General features: G+C 70.8%; 19 protein-coding genes, 1 pseudogene and 1 riboswitch. Of the genes and pseudogenes, 9 read left to right on the top strand and 11 right to left on the bottom strand.

Annotated features, from left to right (window positions below):
* A pseudogene (locus tag AIIKEEIJ_RS04955) lies at nt 1-370 on the top strand (inner membrane protein YhjD); the annotation flags it as partial.
* On the opposite strand, the gene AIIKEEIJ_RS04950 reads toward AIIKEEIJ_RS04955, so the two are convergent.
* Nucleotides 315-911 (bottom strand): TetR/AcrR family transcriptional regulator, encoded by a 597-nt coding sequence (locus tag AIIKEEIJ_RS04950; protein WP_161995070.1) that lies wholly within the window; start codon nt 909-911, stop codon nt 315-317. The pseudogene AIIKEEIJ_RS04955 and the gene AIIKEEIJ_RS04950 overlap by 56 nt on opposite strands.
* Before the next feature lie 121 nt (nt 912-1032).
* On the opposite strand from AIIKEEIJ_RS04950, the gene AIIKEEIJ_RS04945 reads away from it, so the two are divergent.
* Together AIIKEEIJ_RS04945 and AIIKEEIJ_RS04940 are read left to right on the top strand one after the other, a co-directional pair.
* Nucleotides 1033-2040 (top strand): NADP-dependent oxidoreductase, encoded by a 1008-nt coding sequence (locus tag AIIKEEIJ_RS04945; protein WP_161995069.1) that lies wholly within the window; start codon nt 1033-1035, stop codon nt 2038-2040.
* Between the two features lie 89 nt (nt 2041-2129).
* A complete protein-coding gene (locus AIIKEEIJ_RS04940; RefSeq protein WP_065922367.1) occupies nt 2130-3167 on the top strand; it encodes an NAD(P)-dependent alcohol dehydrogenase in 1038 nt (345 codons plus the stop codon).
* Nucleotides 3168-3236: 69 nt separating this feature from the next.
* Here the strand turns inward: AIIKEEIJ_RS04940 and AIIKEEIJ_RS04935 are convergent, their stop codons facing one another.
* From AIIKEEIJ_RS04935 to sdhC, 4 genes are read right to left on the bottom strand one after another with little or no spacing between them, the layout of a single operon-like run.
* A complete protein-coding gene (locus AIIKEEIJ_RS04935) occupies nt 3237-4013 on the bottom strand; it encodes a succinate dehydrogenase iron-sulfur subunit (protein ID WP_003935736.1) in 777 nt (258 codons plus the stop codon).
* A complete protein-coding gene (sdhA, locus tag AIIKEEIJ_RS04930) occupies nt 4013-5764 on the bottom strand; it encodes a succinate dehydrogenase flavoprotein subunit (RefSeq protein WP_006939688.1) in 1752 nt (583 codons plus the stop codon). The genes AIIKEEIJ_RS04935 and sdhA overlap by 1 nt, the downstream gene beginning before the upstream one ends.
* Before the next feature lie 15 nt (nt 5765-5779).
* Nucleotides 5780-6220, bottom strand: coding sequence for a succinate dehydrogenase hydrophobic membrane anchor subunit (locus AIIKEEIJ_RS04925; RefSeq protein ID WP_029544728.1), 441 nt, complete (start codon nt 6218-6220; stop codon nt 5780-5782).
* A 33-nt stretch (nt 6221-6253) separates the two neighbouring features.
* Nucleotides 6254-6658, bottom strand: a complete 405-nt coding sequence (sdhC, locus tag AIIKEEIJ_RS04920; protein WP_072635622.1) for a succinate dehydrogenase, cytochrome b556 subunit — start codon at nt 6656-6658, stop codon at nt 6254-6256.
* A 253-nt stretch (nt 6659-6911) separates the two neighbouring features.
* Between sdhC and AIIKEEIJ_RS04915 the strand changes: the two genes are divergently transcribed.
* From AIIKEEIJ_RS04915 to AIIKEEIJ_RS04895, 5 genes are all read left to right on the top strand, one after another.
* Nucleotides 6912-7334 carry a cytidine deaminase gene (locus tag AIIKEEIJ_RS04915; RefSeq protein ID WP_029544723.1) on the top strand — a complete coding sequence of 141 codons (423 nt, stop codon included), beginning with the start codon at nt 6912-6914 and terminating at the stop codon, nt 7332-7334.
* The gene (locus AIIKEEIJ_RS04910) at nt 7327-8610 is read left to right on the top strand and encodes a thymidine phosphorylase (RefSeq protein ID WP_006939678.1); all 1284 of its coding nucleotides are present in this window, start codon (nt 7327-7329) and stop codon (nt 8608-8610) included. The genes AIIKEEIJ_RS04915 and AIIKEEIJ_RS04910 overlap by 8 nt, the downstream gene beginning before the upstream one ends.
* Nucleotides 8611-8627: 17 nt before the next feature.
* Nucleotides 8628-9728: an adenosine deaminase gene (locus tag AIIKEEIJ_RS04905; protein ID WP_050035495.1), complete on the top strand. Its 1101-nt coding sequence runs from the start codon at nt 8628-8630 to the stop codon at nt 9726-9728.
* A 54-nt stretch (nt 9729-9782) separates the two neighbouring features.
* The gene (locus tag AIIKEEIJ_RS04900; RefSeq protein ID WP_050035494.1) at nt 9783-11873 is read left to right on the top strand and encodes an AAA family ATPase; all 2091 of its coding nucleotides are present in this window, start codon (nt 9783-9785) and stop codon (nt 11871-11873) included.
* Between the two features lie 82 nt (nt 11874-11955).
* Entirely contained in the window at nt 11956-13344 is a 1389-nt protein-coding gene (locus AIIKEEIJ_RS04895; RefSeq protein WP_202916584.1) for an NAD(P)/FAD-dependent oxidoreductase, read from the top strand.
* Here AIIKEEIJ_RS04895 and AIIKEEIJ_RS04890 read toward each other — a convergent pair.
* The 5 genes from AIIKEEIJ_RS04890 to AIIKEEIJ_RS04870 are packed head-to-tail and all read right to left on the bottom strand — an operon-like array spanning nt 13277 to nt 16583.
* The gene (locus AIIKEEIJ_RS04890; RefSeq protein WP_161995067.1) at nt 13277-14509 is read right to left on the bottom strand and encodes a primosomal protein; all 1233 of its coding nucleotides are present in this window, start codon (nt 14507-14509) and stop codon (nt 13277-13279) included. The two genes, AIIKEEIJ_RS04895 and AIIKEEIJ_RS04890, sit on opposite strands and share 68 nt — an antisense overlap.
* A gap of 60 nt (nt 14510-14569) precedes the next feature.
* Entirely contained in the window at nt 14570-14875 is a 306-nt protein-coding gene (locus AIIKEEIJ_RS04885; RefSeq protein WP_006939673.1) for a YbaB/EbfC family nucleoid-associated protein, read from the bottom strand.
* 5 nt (nt 14876-14880) lie between these two features.
* Nucleotides 14881-15213 carry a hypothetical protein gene (locus AIIKEEIJ_RS04880; RefSeq protein WP_050035492.1) on the bottom strand — a complete coding sequence of 111 codons (333 nt, stop codon included), beginning with the start codon at nt 15211-15213 and terminating at the stop codon, nt 14881-14883.
* Nucleotides 15214-15252: 39 nt separating this feature from the next.
* Complete coding sequence (locus AIIKEEIJ_RS04875) at nt 15253-16236, bottom strand: C40 family peptidase (protein WP_029544713.1); 984 nt, start codon at nt 16234-16236, stop codon at nt 15253-15255.
* The gene (locus tag AIIKEEIJ_RS04870; protein WP_050035491.1) at nt 16233-16583 is read right to left on the bottom strand and encodes a hypothetical protein; all 351 of its coding nucleotides are present in this window, start codon (nt 16581-16583) and stop codon (nt 16233-16235) included. The genes AIIKEEIJ_RS04875 and AIIKEEIJ_RS04870 overlap by 4 nt, the downstream gene beginning before the upstream one ends.
* Nucleotides 16584-16754: 171 nt before the next feature.
* Nucleotides 16755-16822: riboswitch (guanidine-III (ykkC-III) riboswitch) on the top strand.
* A 10-nt stretch (nt 16823-16832) separates the two neighbouring features.
* Between AIIKEEIJ_RS04870 and AIIKEEIJ_RS04865 the strand changes: the two genes are divergently transcribed.
* Nucleotides 16833-17147 (top strand): DMT family transporter, encoded by a 315-nt coding sequence (locus AIIKEEIJ_RS04865; protein ID WP_006939659.1) that lies wholly within the window; start codon nt 16833-16835, stop codon nt 17145-17147.
* Between the two features lie 102 nt (nt 17148-17249).
* Here the strand turns inward: AIIKEEIJ_RS04865 and AIIKEEIJ_RS04860 are convergent, their stop codons facing one another.
* Nucleotides 17250-18806, bottom strand: coding sequence for an MFS transporter (locus AIIKEEIJ_RS04860; protein ID WP_050035490.1), 1557 nt, complete (start codon nt 18804-18806; stop codon nt 17250-17252).
* Between the last annotated feature and the right edge of the window lie 6 nt (nt 18807-18812).

Below are 18812 nucleotides of genomic sequence, written 5' to 3'. Positions count from 1 at the left end.
CGCCGGTCTGCTCGCCGCCGTGGCGTTCGAGGTCTTCAAGCAGGTCGGTTCGATCTACCTCTCCCGGGTCACCAGCGGCCCCGCCGGGGTGGCGTTCGGCCCGATTCTCGGTGTGCTGGTGTTCGCGAACCTGACCGCCCGGATGGTGTTGTTCGCCACGGCGTGGGCGGCATCGTCCAAGGAGAATCTGGTCATGGCTCACGTGCCGCCCCCGGAGCCGGCACGGATCACGCCGCGCGTGGAGGTGCACGAGGGGCCCGGGCTGCGGGGCGGTCTGGCGCTCGTCGGTGCCGGAGCGCTCGGCGGGGTCCTGCTCAGCGAGCGCTCGCGCGCCATTCGTCGAGCTGCGCGATCGCGGTTTCGGCGGTAGCGACCGCCTCGTCGCGGTCGACGCGGGCGAGGAGCAGGGTGCTCGTCGACAGCGACGTCAGTACCCGCACCCGCCGGGCGAGCGTCTCGTCGTCGGCGGCGGGATCGAGGGCGCGCAGCGCGTGCGCGAACGCGGTCGCCAGCTCGGTGCGGTAGGCGGTGACGACCGCGCGTTGCGTCTCGTCGTGCGCGGCGAGGCCGGCTGCGCTGTTGAGGAGCAGGCAGCCGCGGCGCGGCGAGTCGTCCGGTAGGGCCGCGACGGTGCGGGCCAGCGCCCGGAAGTAGCGCGCCGCCGCATCGGGGGCGGTCGGTTCGTCGGTGAGGACGCGCAGCCGGGGTCCCACGACGCGGTCGAGGTAGTCGCGAACGGCGGCGTCGAACAACCCGCGCTTGCTGGTGAAGGCGTTGTAGAGGCTCGATCGGTTCAGGCCCGTCGCCCGCTCGAGCTCGGGGACGGAGGTGGCCTCGAAACCCTTGTCCCAGAACAAGTCCCGTGCCTGTTCCACGACGTCGGCGGTGTCGAACCCCGGTGGCCGTCCCATGCGCCCTTCCGATCTCCGTTGTGCAATGACCGGTCCAGTATATATTGGAAAGGTCAGTTCAATACTCCGGAGCTGCCGGGACGGTCCCAGCGGCTCGAGACGTGAGGAAGGTTCACACCCGGTGACCTCTAGCACCCAGATCCAACTGGTCCGGCGCCCCGTCGGCTGGCCGTCGCACGACGACTTCCGCGCCGTGACGGTCGACCTGCCCGACCTCGGTCCGAACCAGGTCCGCGTCGTCAACGAGTTCGTCTCGGTCGACCCCTACATGCGGGGACGGATGAACGACGTCAAGTCCTACATCCCGCCGTTCGCCCTGGGCGAGACCATGACCGGCGGCGCCGTCGGCCGCGTCGTGGAGTCGACGTCGCCGGCCCACCCCGTCGACTCGGTCGTGCTGCACGATCTGGGCTGGCGCGACGTCGCGCAGGGCGACGCCAGGGCCTTCCGTGTGGTCGACGAGCTTCCGGGGGTTCCGATTTCCGCCTACCTCGGCATCCTCGGCCTGACGGGGCTGACCGCCTACGTCGGTCTGATGCACATCGCCCGCATGCAGCCGGGTGACACCGTCTTCGTCTCCGGGGCCGCCGGAGCGGTGGGCACCGCCGCCGGACAGATCGCCCGGCTCGAGGGTGCGAGCCGGGTGCTCGGCTCCGCCGGCTCCGAGAGCAAGGTCGCGATGCTCACCGAGCGCTACGGCTACGACGACGCGTTCGACTACAAGTCGGCGCCCGTGCGGCGCCAGCTCCGCCGTGCGGCACCCGACGGCATCGACGTGTACTTCGACAACGTCGGTGGCGACCACCTCGAAGCCGCGCTCGACGTCCTGCGCGACGGTGGCCGGGCCGCCCTGTGCGGCGCGATCGCCCTGTACAACAACACCGAGCGCACGCCCGGGCCGGACAACATGGCCAACATCATCACCCGCGGCCTGACCCTGCAGGGCTTCACCCTCGGCCACTACACCCACCTCTTCCCCGAATTCGCGGCGAAGATGGGGCCGTGGCTCGCCGCCGGCGACGTGGTGTTCGACGAGACGATCGTCGACGGGATCGACAACTCGGTCGATGCCTTCCTCGACCTGATGCGCGGGCGCAACGTCGGCAAGATGCTCGTCCGTGTCGCCTGACGTCCGGGGCCGGAACGGCCGGCGTCGCGCAGCGGAAGATTCGCTGCAGTATCGGGCGGGCACGCACCCCCGGCCGTAGAGTCGGGCGCATGAAAGCCGTCCAGTACACCGAGATCGGCTCCGAGCCGGTCGTTGTCGACATCCCCACCCCGACGCCCGGGCCGGGTGAGATCCTGCTGAAGGTCACCGCGGCCGGGCTGTGCCACTCGGACATCTTCGTGATGGACATGCCGGCGGCGCAGTACGCCTACGGCCTGCCGCTCACCCTCGGCCACGAGGGTGTCGGCACCGTCGCCGAACTCGGCGAGGGCGTCACGGGATTCGGGGTGGGGGACGCCGTCGCCGTGTACGGGCCGTGGGGCTGCGGTGCGTGCCACGCCTGCGCGCGCGGCCGGGAGAACTACTGCACCCGCGCCGCCGACCTGGGCATCACGCCACCCGGTCTCGGCTCGCCCGGGTCGATGGCCGAGTACATGATCGTCGATTCGGCGCGCCACCTCGTCCCGATCGGAGACCTCGACCCGGTCGCCGCGGCGCCGCTCACCGACGCCGGTCTGACGCCGTACCACGCGATCTCCCGGGTCCTGCCGCTGCTGGGGCCGGGCTCGACGGCCGTCGTCATCGGTGTCGGCGGGCTCGGCCACGTCGGCATCCAGATCCTGCGCGCCGTCAGCGCGGCCCGCGTGATCGCCGTCGACCTCGACGACGACCGTCTCGCTCTCGCCCGCGAGGTCGGCGCCGACGCGGCGGTGAAGTCGGGCGCCGGTGCGGCGGCCGCGATCCGGGAACTGACCGGCGGTCAGGGCGCGACGGCGGTGTTCGACTTCGTCGGCGCCCAGTCGACGATCGACACGGCGCAGCAGGTGGTCGCGGTCGACGGGCACATCTCGGTCGTGGGCATCCACGCCGGCGCACACGCCAAGGTCGGGTTCTTCATGATCCCGTTCGGCGCCTCCGTCGTGACCCCGTACTGGGGCACCCGGTCGGAACTGATGGAGGTCGTCGCGCTGGCCCGCGCCGGCCGGCTGGACATCCACACCGAGACGTTCACCCTCGACGAGGGGCCGGCGGCGTACCGGCGGCTGCGCGAGGGCAGCATCCGCGGCCGCGGCGTGGTGGTTCCCTGAAACGGGTGAAGGTCCCCGTCGCCCGGTGGAACCGGGTGACGGGAACCTTCACCGTGGAGCAGAAGCAGATCAGCGGGCGAACAGCAGCGCGCGCTTGACCTCCTGGATCGCCTTCGTCACCTGGATGCCACGGGGGCACGCGTCGGTGCAGTTGAAGGTGGTGCGGCAGCGCCACACGCCCTCGACGTCGTTGAGGATGTCGAGGCGCTCGGCGGCACCCTCGTCACGGCTGTCGAAGATGAACCGGTGCGCGTTGACGATCGCGGCGGGGCCGAAGTAGCTGCCGTCGTTCCAGTACACCGGGCACGAGGTGGTGCAGCACGCGCACAGGATGCACTTGGTGGTGTCGTCGAAGCGGGCCCGGTCGGCCTGCGACTGGATCCGCTCGCGGGTCGGCTCGTTGCCGGTGGCGATGAGGAACGGCTTCACCGCGCGGAACGCGTCGAAGAAGGGTTCCATGTCGACGACGAGGTCCTTCTCGACCGGCAGGCCGCGGATCGGCTCGACGGTGATGGTCACCGGCTTGCCGTCCTTGGGCAGCATGTCCTTCATCAGGATCTTGCAGGCCAGGCGGTTGACGCCGTTGATCCGCATGGCGTCCGAGCCGCACACGCCGTGCGCGCAGCTGCGGCGGAACGTGAGGGTGCCGTCGAGGTAGCCCTTCACGTACAGCAGCAGGTTGAGCATGCGGTCCGACGGCAGCGCCGGAACCTGGAAGCTGTCCCAGTGCTGACCCTTGCCGTCCTCGGGGTTGAACCGCGCGATCTTGAGGGTGACCATGGTGGCACCCTCTGGCACGGGAGGCAGGTTCGAGACGTCGGCTTCGTTCTTCTCGAGGGTTGTCATCAGTACTTCCGCTCCATCGGCTCGTAGCGGGTCTGCACCACCGGCTTGTAGTCCAGGCGGATGGGGGAGATCAGCTCCGTCCCCTCCTTGTAGGCCATGGTGTGCTTGAGGAAGTTCTCGTCGTCGCGCGTCGGGTAGTCCTCGCGGGCATGGCCGCCGCGCGACTCCTTCCGGTTGAGCGCACCGGCGACGGTGACCTCGGCCATTTCGAGCAGGAAGCCCAGCTCGACGGCCTCGAGCAGGTCGCTGTTGTAGCGCTTGCCCTTGTCCTGGACGGTGATGTTCTTGTACCGCTCCTTCAGGGCGTGGATGTCCTCGAGCGCCTTGCTGAGCGTCTCCTCGGTGCGGAACACCGAGGCGTTGTTGTCCATGGACTGCTGCAGCTCGCTGCGGATGTCCGCCACGCGCTCCTTGCCACCGGCACCCAGGATCCGCTCGAGCCACTCCACGACGTTGCGGGCCGGGTCCTCCGGCAGGTCCACGTGGTCGTGGGTGTTCGCGTACTCGGCGGCCGCGATGCCGGCGCGGCGGCCGAACACGTTGATGTCGAGCAGCGAGTTGGTGCCGAGGCGGTTGGCGCCGTGGACGGAGACGCAGGCGCACTCGCCGGCGGCGTAGAGGCCCGGGACCTCGTCCTCGTTGTTGCGCAGCACCTCACCGTTGATCTTGGTGGGGATGCCGCCCATCACGTAGTGGCAGGTCGGGTACACCGGCACGAGCTCGGTGACAGGGTCGACGCCGAGGTAGGTGCGGGCGAACTCGGTGATGTCCGGGAGCTTCTCCTCGAGGACGTCCTCACCGAGGTGGGTCACGTCGATGTAGACGTAGTCCTTGTTCGGGCCGGCGCCGCGGCCCTCGAGCACCTCGAGCACCATCGAGCGGGCGACGATGTCGCGGGGCGCGAGGTCCTTGATGGTGGGGGCGTAGCGCTCCATGAAGCGCTCGCCGTCGGCGTTGCGGAGGATGCCGCCCTCGCCGCGCACGGCCTCGGAGATCAGGATGCCCAGGCCCGCGAGTCCCGTCGGATGGAACTGGTGGAACTCCATGTCCTCGAGCGGCAGGCCCTTGCGGAAGATGATGCCCATGCCGTCACCGGTGAGGGTGTGCGCGTTGGACGTCGTCTTGTACATGCGGCCCGAGCCGCCGGTCGCGAACACGATCGACTTGGCATGGAAGACGTGAATCTCGCCGGTGGCGAGCTCGTACGCGATGACGCCGGTCGCGACGGGGCCTTCGGGGGTTTCCGTCAGCGCGATGTCGAGCGCGTAGAACTCGTTGAAGAACTCCACGTCGTGCTTGACGCAGTTCTGGTAGAGCGTCTGCAGGATCATGTGGCCGGTGCGGTCGGCCGCGTAGCAGGCGCGACGCACCGGGGCCTTGCCGTGGTCACGGGTGTGGCCACCGAACCGGCGCTGGTCGATCTTGCCCTCGGGCGTGCGGTTGAACGGAAGCCCCATCTTCTCGAGGTCCAGCACCGCATCGATGGCCTCCTTGGCCATGATCTCCGCCGCGTCCTGGTCGACCAGGTAGTCGCCACCCTTGACGGTGTCGAAGGTGTGCCACTCCCAGTTGTCCTCCTCGACGTTCGCGAGGGCGGCGCACATGCCGCCCTGGGCGGCGCCGGTGTGGCTGCGGGTGGGGTAGAGCTTGGTCAGAACTGCGGTGCGGGCGCGGGGGCCGGCCTCGATGGCCGCACGCATGCCGGCGCCGCCGGCACCGACGATGACCACGTCATAACGATGTTCCTGCATGAAGTCGTAGCTCCCCTAGCTCGCAACGATGTTGGGGTCGAAGGTGAAGATCACATAGGTGCCCAGGCCCATGATCAGGATCATCGACACGACCAGGATCGTGTTGAGCCAGAATCGGGTCGAGTCCTTGCGGGAGTAGTCCGCGATGACCGTGCGCAGGCCGTTGCCGCCGTGCAGCTGGGCGAGCCAGAGCATCGTCAGGTCCCAGAACTGCCAGAACGGGCTGGACCAGCGGCCGGCGACGAACGCGAAGTTGATGCGGTGCACGCCCTCGTCCAGCATCAGCATGATGAACAGGTGGCCGAGCACCAGGATGATCAGTGCAAGGCCGGACAGGCGCATGAACAGCCACGCGTAGAGCTCGAAGTTGTTCTTCGCGGCGCGGCGCGGGGAGCGCGGGTTGTCCAGGCTGGCCGGGCGGTCGTACGCCGTGCCCAGAGTCTTCGCTTCAGTCATGTCAGTGCCCAATTCTTCGTCGCTGCGCTCATGTCAGTGCCCCGCAAACATGTTGTAGAAGATGCGACCGGCGGCGGGGATCATCACCACGAACCAGATCGCCAGGATCGTCCAGAGCATCACCCGCTGGTACTGCGGGCCCTTGGACCAGAAGTCCACGAGCATCACGCGCAGGCCGTTGAGGGCGTGGTAGAGCACCATCGCCACCAACCCGAGCTCCATGAGACCGACGACGGGATTCTTGTAGGTCTCGATGACACTGTCGTAGGTCTCGGGATTGACCCGGACGAGTGCCGTGTCCAGGACGTGAACGAAAAGGAAGAAGAATGTCGCCACGCCTGTGATCCGGTGCAGAACCCAGGACCACATGCCCGGGTCTCCCCGGTAAAGCGACCGTGTGCGCCCCGGTGCGGGAGCGGCTTCAGTCGTGCTGCTCATCGAGTGCTGTGCCTCCAACGTCAATGGTGGACGCGTCGAGCCTCTCCAGCCTCTGGGGGATTCCGCAGCACGGGCTCGACGTGAACCTGAACCGACTTGGACCGACTTTAGTCCTATCCGAAAGTCGGGAACTAATTCGAGTAGCGGTTCGTACGGCCTCCAAATAACAAGTTAGGTTTGCCTTTCCAACTGTGATCTGGCCCGGCCGGGCCGGTGAACCGTGGAATCGGCCACCGTGACAGGATGGACAACCATGCCGGACGTAGACTGGAAAACCTTGCGCGCCAAAGCACATGAGGTGATGGGCCGCGCGTACGCGCCCTACTCCCGATTCCCCGTGGGGGCCGCGGCACTGGTGGACGACGGACGGATCGTCGTCGGATGCAATGTGGAAAATGTCTCACACGGAGTGGGTCTGTGCGCCGAATGTGTACTGGTCGGTAACTTGATTTCCGGTGGTGGCGGGCGGTTGCGGGCCGTCGCCGTCTGCGATGCCCGCGGGGCCGTCCTGAGCCCGTGCGGACGCTGCCGGCAGATCCTCCTCGAACACGGCGGCCCCGAGCTCGAGGTCGACACGCGCCGCGGTCCGCGCCCCATCGCCGAGCTGCTGCCCGACGCGTTCGGCCCCGGTGACCTGGACGCGGTGCGCGAGGCGGGAGGTGCCGACCGTGCCTGACGCCCTGTCCATCATCACCCGCAAACGGGACGGCAAGGAGCTCAGCGGAGCCGAGATCGACTGGATCATCGAGGCGTTCACGCGTGGTGTCGTCGCCGACGAGCAGATGGCCGCCCTCGCGATGGCCGTCTACTTCCGGGGCATGACGCGCGCCGAGACGGCCCGCTGGACCACCGCCATGATCGACTCGGGCCGGCGGCTGGACTTCACCGGCCTGGGCCTGCCCACCGTCGACAAACACTCCACCGGCGGTGTGGGCGACAAGATCACCCTTCCGCTGGCCCCGCTCGTCGCCGCCTGCGGCGTCGCCGTGCCGCAGCTCTCCGGCCGCGGACTCGGCCACACCGGCGGCACCCTCGACAAGCTCGAATCGATCCCGGGCTGGCGCGCCGAGCTGAGCATCGCCGAGATCGCCGAAATCCTCGCCGACCCGGCGGTCGGCGCCGTCGTCTGCGCGGCCGGCGCCGACCTCGCCCCGGCCGACCGCCGGCTCTACGCCCTGCGCGACGTCACCGGCACCGTCGAGTCCATCCCCCTGATCGCCAGCTCGATCATGAGCAAGAAGATCGCCGAGGGCACCGGCGCCCTCGTCCTCGACGTCAAGGTCGGTTCCGGGGCCTTCATGAAGGACCTCGGCGACGCCCGGGAACTCGCCCGCACCATGGTCGAGCTGGGCGAGGACGAAGGGCTGCACACCGTCGCGCTCCTCACCCGGATGGACGTCCCGCTCGGCCGGACCGCGGGCAACGCCCTCGAGGTGCGGGAGGCCGTCGAGGTGCTCGCCGGCGACGGCCCGCCCGACGTGGTCGAGCTGACCCTCGCCCTCGCCCGCGAGATGCTCGCCGCCGTCGGCCGGGACGACGTCGACCCCGCGGACAAGTTGCGCGACGGCACCGCCATGGACCGGTGGCGCGCGATGATCGCCGCGCAGGGCGGCGACCCCGACGCGCCCCTGCCGGTCGCCCGGCACACCGAGGTGCTGCGCGCACCCGGCGACGGCGTGCTCGCCGAACTCGACGCGATGGCGGTGGGTGTGGCCGCGTGGCGGCTCGGCGCCGGCCGCGAACGGCAGGGCGAACCCGTGCAGGCCGCGGCGGGGATCGAGCTGCACGTCAAGCCGGGGGACCGGGTCCGCGCCGGGGACGTGATCGCCACCCTGCACACCGACACCCCGGCGAAGTTCCCCGCCGCGATGGCGACGCTCGGTGAGGGCGTGCACATCTCCGACTCCACGCCGGCGACACGGCCGCTCGTCGTCGAGCGGATCACCGCCTAGCCGACTACCGTCGGGGCATGACGGAGCCGGCGACGACGACACTGACCGAATCCGCGCTGCGGACCGCGCCGAAAGTGCTTCTGCACGACCACCTCGACGGCGGTCTGCGGCCGGGAACCGTACTCGAGCTGGCCGATGCCTGCGGCTACCGGCTGCCGGCCGGCACGGAACCCGAGCTGGCGCGCTGGTTCCGGGACTCGGCCGACAGCGGCTCGCTCGAGCGGTACCTCGAGACGTTCGCGCACACCGTGGCCGTCATGCAGACCCCGGACGGCCTCGAGCGGGTCGCCCGCGAATGCGTGCTCGACCTCGCCGCCGACGGCGTCGTCTACGCCGAGGTCCGCTTCGCTCCCGAGCAGCATCTCGAGCGGGGGCTGGACCTGGACTCCGTGGTCGAGCACGTGCTCGAGGGGTTCCGGTCGGGGGAGTCCGCGGTGGAGGCCTCCGGCGCCCAGCCGATCCGGGTGCGGCTGCTGCTCACCGCGATGCGGCACGCGGCCCGGTCCCGGGAGATCGCCGAACTCGCGGTGCGGTTCCGCGACCGCGGCGTCGTCGGGTTCGACATCGCCGGTGCCGAGGCCGGCTACCCACCGAGCCGGCATCTCGACGCCTTCGAGTACATGCGCGCCGCCAACGCGCACTTCACGATCCACGCGGGGGAGGCCTTCGGGCTGCCGTCCATCCACGAGGCCATCGCGTTCTGCGGCACCGACCGCCTCGGCCACGGCGTGCGCATCGTCGACGACATCACCGTCGCCGCGGACGGCGCCGCCACCCTCGGCCTGCTGGCGAACTACGTCCGCGACAAGCGGATCCCGCTCGAGCTGTGCCCGAGTTCGAACGTGCAGACCGGCGCCGTGGACACCCTCGAGCAGCATCCGTTCGACCTGCTGGCGCGCCTGCGGTTCCGGGTCACCGTCAACACCGACAACCGCCTGATGAGCGACACGACGATGAGCAAGGAGATGATGCGGCTGGTCGAGACGTTCGGGTACGGGTGGTCCGACCTGGAGCGGTTCACGATCAACGCGATGAAGTCCGCGTTCCTGCCGTTCGACCAGCGGCTCGAGCTCATCGACGACGTGATCAAGCCCGGCTACGCCGTCCTGATCGGCTGACAGTCCCCTCGTCGGACAGTACCCTCGGCGGACCTCACCTCGTAGGGTCGAGGTATGGGCGATCGCGTCCCGCCCTCGGCAACTCTCGGCGACGTGCTCGCCGCGCGCCGGCGGCGCCGGTTCGTCGGTCGTTCGGCCGAGCTCGAACTCGTACGTGCCGCCCTCGACTCGCCCCGGCCCCCGTTCTCGGTGCTGTACCTGTACGGGCCCGGAGGGATCGGTAAGACGAGCCTGCTCGACGAGGTGGCCGATCTCGCCGTCGGGGCCGGTTCGGTCCTCGTGCGTCTCGACGGGCGGGACCTCGTTCCCGCCCCGGCCGCCGTGCTCGCCTCGTTGGCGGAGCATCTCGACCTGGACGCGGATCGAATCGCCACCGCCTCCGGGCAACGGCTGGTGATGGTGATCGACACGTACGAGGCACTCGCACCGATCGACGGCTGGATCCGCCGGGATCTGTTGCCGCGGTTGCCGGACAGCGCGGTGACCGTGATCGCGGGGCGGAGTCCGCCGTCGCCGCAGTGGCGCTCGGACCTCGCATGGGGCGATCTGCTGCGGGTGGTGTCGATGCGCAATCTCGCACCCCGGGAGAGCGTCGACTACCTGCGCGCCGTCGGGGTCCGGGACGACCTGCACGACCGCCTCTGCCGCGTGGCACACGGCCATCCGCTGGCGCTGTCGTTGCTCGCCGACGCGGTGCTCCGCGGCGGACGTGCCGACGCGGATCCGCTGAGTCCCGACCTCGTGGGGACGCTGCTGCGCCGGTTCGTCGACGAGGAACCGGGCACCGTGCATCGCCGGGCCCTGGAAGTGTGCGCACTCGCACGCGTGACCACCGAATCGCTCCTGCGGGACGCGCTGGGCACCGGCGACGACTGCGCCCACGACGCATTCCGGTGGCTTCGGGGCCTCTCGTTCGTCGAGACCGGGGCCGACGGCCTGCATCCCCACGACCTGGCCCGGGACGTCATCGACGCCGACCTGTGGTGGCGGGACGCCGACAGCTATGCCGACGTCTTCCGCCGGGTGTGGCGGCACATCCACCGAACCCTCGACTCGGCGACCGGCCGACGGCAACAGCAGGCGATCTTCGACCTGAAGTTCGTGTTCCGTCACCTCGCCGGCGTGCTCTCGCCGGTGCAGTGGGAGAGCTGGGGCCGGTACTATCCGGAACCCGCCACCGCCGCCGAGCACGCGGCGGTCGTCGAGCTGATCCGGACCGCGGAGGGAGCCGAGTCCGCCCGGCTCGCGCAGCGGTGGCTCGACCGGCAACCGGACGGCTTCTTCGTTCTGCGCTGCCCGGACGGAACCGTCCGCGGAGTGATCGGGCTGCTGGACCTCACCCGCGCCTCCGAAGAGGACCGGGACCGCGACCCCGGGGCCGCGGCGGCATGGCGGGCCGCGCGGCGAGGCACGCCGGTGCGCGAGGGCGACGTCGTCACCCAGACCCGATTCGTCGTGGACCGGGAGACGTACCAGGATCCCTCGCCGACGCTCAACGCGGTCCCGATCCTCACGATGCAGCGATACCTCACCACCCGGGGCCTCGCCTACGACGTGCTCGTCCTGGCCGAGCCGGACCGGTGGGACGACTACTTCGCCGTCGCCGACCTCCCACGGGTCGACGGCGGCGACTTCGTCGTCGGTCCCCGCCGATTCGGCCTGTTCGCCCACGATTTCCGGCGCGTCCCGGTCGGCGCCTGGCTCGAACGGGTGACGGAACGGGCGCTGGCCCGCGGTCCGTCGCCGCCGGTGCCCAGCGCACCCGTGCTGCTCGTACTCTCCCAACCCGAGTTCGCGCAGTCGGTCAAGCAGGGCCTGCACGACCTGCGGCAGCACGCTCTGCTCGCCCGCAATCCCCTGCTGCGCACCCGGGTGCTCCACGACCGGGCCGGCGCCGGTGAACCCGACGTCGCGCTGCTCGAGCAGGTGCTGCGCGACGCGGTCGCCACCCTCGCCGACCATCCCCGCGACGACAAACTGCTGCGGGCCGTGGACCGGACGTATCTGCGGCCGGCGGCGACCCAGGAGTCGGCCGCGGCAGCGCTCGGACTGCCGTTCAGCACCTATCGGAGGCACCTGGCCACCGGGGTGGAGCGGATCGTGTCGTGGCTGTGGGACCAGGAGGTGTACGGCCGCCGGCAGTGAGCACAACCGAGCACCGAACGGACTGGTGACCGAGCAGATTCCGGACGCATGCTTCTCGCACTCGAACGAGGAGGTGCCGGAAATGGTGACACGTATCGGTGATCGCGCCGTGGTCCTCGGCGCGGGAACGGCCGGTCTGCTCGCCGCGCGGGTGTTGTCGGATGCGTACTCGGACGTGGTGGTGATCGATCACGACAGACTGCCGGACGGTGCCGCGGCACGGCGCTGCGTACCGCAGGGTCGGCACATCCATGTGCTGGTGGCCGGCGGGATGCGCGCGATGGAGGAACTGCTGCCCGGGCTCACCGCCGATCTCGCCGGCGACGGTGCACCGATGGTGGACCAGTGCGGCGACGTGCGCTGGTATCTCGGTGGCCACCGCCTCCGGCAGGCGGAGAGCGACCTGACGGCGGTGAGCGCGAGCCGGCCGAATCTCGAACATCGGGTGCGGTCCCGCGTCGCCGCACGTCCCGGAGTGCGGATCGTCGATCGTTGCGACGCGCTGGGATTGACCGTGAGCCGGGACGGCCGAAAGGTCACCGGCGTGCGCGTGCTCCGCCGGGCGGACGGCAGCGTCGAGGAGGTTCTCGACGCCGATCTCGTCGTCGACGCCACCGGCCGTGGTTCGCGAACCCCGGCGTGGCTCGAGCGGCTCGGATACCACCCGCCCGAGCGGGAGGAGGTGCGCGTCGACCTCACGTACGTCACGCGCACCTACGCCTCCGATCCGGCACTCATGGGCGGCGACCTGGGGATTCTGCTCGCGCCGTCGCCGCTGTACCCGCGCGGTGCCGCCATCCAGGCGATCGAGAACGGTCGCTGCCTCGTGACGGCGGTGGGCATGCTCGGGCACCGGCCCCCGTCCTCGCCGGACGGCTGGGTGGACTTCCTGCGGTCCCTGCCCCGCCCGGACGTGTACGACGCGATCCGGGACGCCGAGCCGCTCGACGCGCCCCGGTCGTACCACTTTCCGGCGAGTCGGCGGCAGCGCTACGAACGGTGCCGGCGGCTGCCGGAGGGACTGCTGGTGACCGGCGACGCCGCATGCAGTTTCAACCCGATCTACGCGCAGGGAATGAGCATCGCGGCGTTCGAAGCCGGGCTGCTCGCCGAACACCTGAAGGGCGGCCGGGAGCCGGACCCGCATCGATGGTTCCGGGATATGGCGAAGGTCGTCGACGTGCCCTGGGACATGGCCACCGGCGGCGACCTCGCCTGGCCGCAGGTCGAGGGCCGGCGCAGCGCGAAAGTGCGCCTGGCCAACCGCTACCTGCCGCTCGTCCACGCCGCCGCCGCGCAGGATCCCGAGGTGGTCCGCGCATTCTTCCGCGTCGCGGCGATGGTGGATCCGCCCGGGACGCTGTTCGCCCCGCCGGTGGTCGGGCGGGTGCTCCGCCGGACGATCAGTGCTTGTGCAGCCGGGTCTCGAACTCCCGCTCGAGAGCCCGCCACGCCTCGGCCTCCGCGGTGAACGGCGCGCTGGGCGCGAGCCGCGTCGGATCCGGCTCGAGCACGTAGTTGACGAACCAGCCCAGCTCCGTCGACCCGGCCAGCGCGGCGTCGGTGCTGTCGTCCTCGGCGTAGTTCGCGGCGTCGGTGAACAGTTCGACCGCCAGATCCAACTGATCGGCGTCCACCGCCTCCGTACCGTGCTCGATGTCGTCCGCGATCCCGGGCAGCACGTACACGTTCTCGTCCGTCACCTCGACCTCGAGGGAACCGTCCGTCGCCGCGTGCCGGATGTCGTCGTAGGTGCTGAGCGCCGCCAGATCGTGGTCGTGGTGGTCGGCCAGGTAGCGCGCCAGCGCCCGCTCCGTGGGGAACACGAGGATCGTCCCGTCGCGGCCGAGGAACAGCGCGTCGTCGTCGAGGTAGCAGCGCAGGGTGAACCACGTGCCGTCGGAGGCGATGATCTTGACCGGGTCGATTCCGACCGCCGTCCAGAAGCTCGTGTCCTCGTTCTCGTCCCCGTCGACGAACTCGTATTCCTCGTCCTCCGCCTCCTCGGCGGCGTCCTCGGCCTCGACGATGTTCTCCTCGGCCGCGACGAGTTCCGCCTCGGCCTCGGCGACGAGCCCGGCGTCGACCTCGGGGGACGTCACGACGGCGTCGAGCGCGTCGATCACCCCGTCCCAGTCCTCGGCGACGGCGGAGCCGACCCGGTTCCACAGCTCCCCGCCCTCGCGGCCCTCGAACGCCGCGACACCGTGGCTCAGCAGCGCCTCGATCTCCGCCCGTTCGAAGAACTTCGTCACCGACTCGAGCTCGCACACGTCGCCGAGGACGGAGACGATGTCGAACGTGTTCTGCAGTTCGGCGACGGACTCCGGGTCCGCGTCGTCCGCCACCAGTTCCGGCACGCCGATCAGGTCGTACGAATAGCTCTCGTCCGGCTCGAACTCCTCCGCGGAGAGTTTCGCGACCACCGGCCAGGCCGGATGCTCGACGAGGTCGTTGTCGGCGCCGGAGCGGACGAACGCGACGAGCTCGGCCACCGCACCGAACGCGTACAGATCGTCACCGTGGCCGAGGAACGCCTCCCATTCGTCGTCGCCCTCGCGCCACCGCGGCGCCCAGAGGGTCACGACGTCGCCGTCGGTGAGACCGAGCTCGATCGGGACGATGTCTCCAGCCATGGTCGCCAAGCCTAGCCATGTCCCGGCCGAAGACATAGCTGGGCGCCGATGAGACGACCGTCACCCGAGTGCACCGCGGAGTTCCCCGAGCAGACGAGCTCGTTCGGCGGCGGCGGCCCGTGCCGCCTCGTGCGTCGTGGCCAGGATCGATGCCGCCACGTCGCGCGCGTGGAGCCCGCTCAGCGCCTCGTCGAGCCACAGCCGGGTCAGGGCGCCGTTGCCGTCCACCTCGGCCCGCACGAGGCCGTCCGGGCTCGTCGCGGCGCCCGACACCACGCCGAGTGCGGCCACACAGTCCTGCAGGGCCCCGAGCCGCGTGCGCACACCGTCCACGATCTCCGTGATCCGCTGATCGCTCGCCGACATCGCGCTCACCACCCGGTCGCCGACGGAGAGCCGGCCGTCCGCGCGTCGTCGCGGCGTGCGCGCTGCACGTCGTCGTGGGTGGGCAGTCCCAGCCGGTTCAGCAGTCCCTCCGGCATTCCCCTGCCCGCCAGCTCCTCTCGGTGCAGCGCGGCGGCCTCGAGTGTCGCGCGACGGCACAGCGACACGATCTGTTCGGCCAGTTGTGCTGCCCCGTAACGTAGTTCGCTCTGATCGATGTGCAGGTCGACGGGCAGGCCCTGTTCGGTGGTGCGCACCGAGACGGTGCCGGACCGGTTCCGGGCGGTCGCCGTCGTGATGGTCGTCTCCGCGGTGTCCATACCGGGTTGGACGCGACGCCGCGCCCCTCGGTTCCCGGCCTAGCCGGTGGGGCCGGTGGGACGGAAGAAGCCCTGGAACCCCATCCCGCTGTTCGTGGTCCGGATCGGCGACAGCTGCACCGGGTCGCCGGCCTCGACCATGAGGCCGTTTCCGACGATCATCGCGACGTGCCCGTCCCACACCGCGAGGTCGCCGGGCTGCACCGCGCTCGCCTCGACGGGGGTGCCGACGTCCTGCTCCTGCGCAAGGCGCGGAATCTGCACCCCGGCCTGCCCGTACGCCCACTGGGTCAGGCCGCTGCAGTCGAGGCCCTGCCCCGGTGCGGTGCCACCCCACACGTAGGGCGTGCCCTGCTGGGAGAGCGCGTGACGCACCGCCTCGGCCGCCGCCCGATTGGGTGCCACGGCAACGCTGCCGTCGGGCAGCCGCACCTCGGTGCCGTTGCCGCCGAAGGCCCGCAGCTCGCCGGCCGGTGAGGCGGCCGGATCGCCGGCCGTCGGTGCTGCCGGTGCGGGCTCCGAGGGCATCAGCTCCGCCATCCTGGTCGTCTGCTCGGCGAGCGACGAGGTGACCCGGGTAAGCACGTCGAGCCCGGCCGCGATGTGCTCGATCGCCGCGACCAGCAACATCATCTGCCCCTGCGGTAGCGCCGCCAGGGGAGCGGAGCGCTCGGCCAGCGTCGTGAACGATTCGATCAGCCGGGCGATTTCGGCTGCACCGGTCAGGACGGTCGTGGTCGCGTCCGCCGCGACGTCGGCGATGGCCGTCCCGCGGTCGGCGGCGGCGACGAGGTCGGCGAGCGCCCGCTCGCCGCTGCGCACGGCCGTCTCCGCCGCGGCCCCCGCCCAGTCCCACGCGAGTTCGCCCAGCGCAACCCGGCCCACCGAGTGCACGCCGTCGACCAGTTCGGCGCACGACCGCAGCACGGCGGCCGGGTCGGTGCCGACCGCTCCGGCGCCGAACGCCGACAACAGCTCGGCCAGGGGAGCGGTGAGCAGATCCGCCCCCGGCGCCGCGGTCACCGCGGGGCCCCGGCGGCGTTCAGCCGTGCCGCCTGGGCGGCGACGACGCGTTCGTAGGCGGCCGCGGTGGCACCCGCGATCGCGCCCATGGCGTCGAAGGTGTCACCGAGACGGGTCAGTTCCGCTCCGTGGCCGCGGTGGGTGGCCGCGAACGCGGCGAGGAACTCGGCGCCGACCGGGCCGAACACCGTCGCGAGCGGTGCCGGATCGGCCGCGCGTGCGTCGGCGGCGGCGTCGTGCAGCCGCTCGCCCAGGGCCGCGGCGGTGTGCCCGAACGCCGCGATCGTCCCGGGCCGGGCGCGTACCACCTCGTGGTTGCCGTTGCCGTTGCCGGTGCCTGCGTCCATTCGGCCTGCTCCCCTCCGTGGAAACGGATCGTCCTTCCACCGCTTGGACGCAGCGGGCGGCGGCCCGGTTCCCTGCGGCCCCGCGGTACGGACGCCACGGGCGAGCGCGTCCCGCTGTCCCGCCACGCAGAGGGCGAACTTGTTCCCCGTCACGGGGTGTGGGACCGTGGACGCGAGCCTGCCTCACCGGGCTCCCGGACGAGGGGCGCCGTACCCGGTGTGCGACAAGACGGCCCGTCGGAGGCTGTGATGTCGTGGTTGGTTCTGGTGGTGTCCGGGGTGCTGGAGGCGGTGTGGGCCACCGCGTTGGATCGGTCCCGGGGACTCAGCCGGCTCGGCCCGTCGGTGGTGTTCGTCGCGGCGTTGGTCGCGAGCATGGCGGGACTGGCGTATGCCATGCGCCGGCTGCCGGTGGGGACGTCCTACGCGGTGTGGGTGGGGATCGGTGCGGTGCTCACCGTGGCGTTCGCGATGGCCACGGGCGAGGAGGCGGTGTCGGCGTCGAAAGTCGTGTTCCTGGGCATGATCGTCGGGGGCGTGATCGGGCTGAAGCTGGTGCACTGAACCCGTTCCGGAGGGACACCGCAACCGTCGGGGCCGGCCGCGAGGAGCACCGGCCCCGGAACCGGGCGCACGAATCCGCGCACGGCAGTGGCGGATCCGCCGTCACGGCGTGCGCGCGCCGGCGCCGTCGGGTCGTCGCGGCATGAGGAAGAAGACCAGCACCGCGACGACGAGCGGCAGCGCCGAGACGATCAGCATGGTGGTCGCGACGCCCTCGGTGAAGTCGACGCCGAGGGTCAGCCCGTGGGCGAGCTGCACCAGGTTGGGGTCGTACCCGGTGGGGCCGCCGCTGTGGGACATCGTCAACGTGACGGCGTGCTCGGCCTGCTCCGCCTCCTGGACCGAGATGCCGCGAGTTTCGGCGTCCTCGAGCACTTCTCGCCGGTAGAACGCGTCGAGCAGCAGGATGTAGACGGTCGGGCCGAGGGCGTAGCCCATCATTCCGAACGCCGGCTGGACGGCGGCGATCGACCCGGTGTTGCCGGTCTCGGCCTGCGAGAGGATCGTGTCGGCGGTCGCGGTTCCGGCCACGAATCCGCCCAGATTGCTGGTCCACGTCGCCACGACGAGCGCCGCGACCGTCATCGTCGGGGCGACCGTCGCCGCCGTCACGAGGCCGCTCAGCACGATGACCAACAGTCCGGTCACCAGCACCGGGCGCGCGGTGTGCGCGGCGATCATCCGGCCGGCCAGCACGCTCGCCGCGGCGATCACGAGCGTGCCGGGAAGGTACAGCAGTCCGACGGCCTGCGAGGACATGCCCAGCACGTAGTCGCCGAGCTGGCCGAGCACGGTTCCCAGACCGGCCGCGAGCAGGTTCACGGTCAGGACCGCGAGCACCGCGAGGACGAAGGCGCGGCGCCCGAACAGCGACAGGTTCAGGGCCGGCTCCGGCGTCCTGCGTTCGTGCCACACGAACGTCGCGGCGGCGGCGACGCTGACGCTCAGAGGCACCCAGGCGCGCGGTTCGGTGAGCCCGTCGGGCACCGCTCCGATCCCCGCCACCAGGCCGAGCAGCGCCACCCCGAACAGACTCACACCGAGGACGTCGACTCCGCCCGCGGCCCGGCGCGGTGGTTCGTCGACGAACCGGACGATCAGTGTCAGCGCGAGCAGCGCGAGCGGCGGGGTGACGAGGAACAGCGATCGCCAGCCGAACGTCTCCACGACCCACCCGCCGACCGCCGGAGTGATGCCGTACAGGACCGTGTCGACGGCCATGAGGACGCCGAGAGCCGTCGACCGCAGTTCGGCCGGAACGGAGGCGGTGACGAGCGCCAGCGACAGTCCCAGCAGCGCGGTCAGCGCCAGGCCGTCCAGGAAGCGCATCAGCAGCAGCACCGGATAGTTCGGCGCCAGCGACGACAGCAACCCGACGGCGATGTTGGCGACGAGGGCCCACACGAGCATGCGCGCGAGCCCGAACCGGTCGCCGAGAGTCCCGACCGCGAGGACGGATGCGGCCACCATGAGGGTGGAGGCGGCGGCGAGCATCCCGATCCGGTCGGCGGGAACGTCGAGACCGCGGCCCACGGTGGACAGATTGAGGGTCAGCATCAGCGGGTCGACGGCCGCGATCGCGTAGGCGATCGCGGGACCGAGAACGGTCAGGAGGATCCGGCCGGTGAGGCGCGGCGCCGCCTCGGCGCGTTCGGCCATCACGCA

Origin of the sequence: Rhodococcus sp. YH1 (assembly GCF_009939605.1) — a bacterium.
Lineage (GTDB): Bacteria > Actinomycetota > Actinomycetes > Mycobacteriales > Mycobacteriaceae > Rhodococcus > Rhodococcus aetherivorans.
The sequence above is the reverse complement of the archived record's forward strand: the minus strand, read 5'-3'. Positions and strand labels throughout refer to the sequence as shown.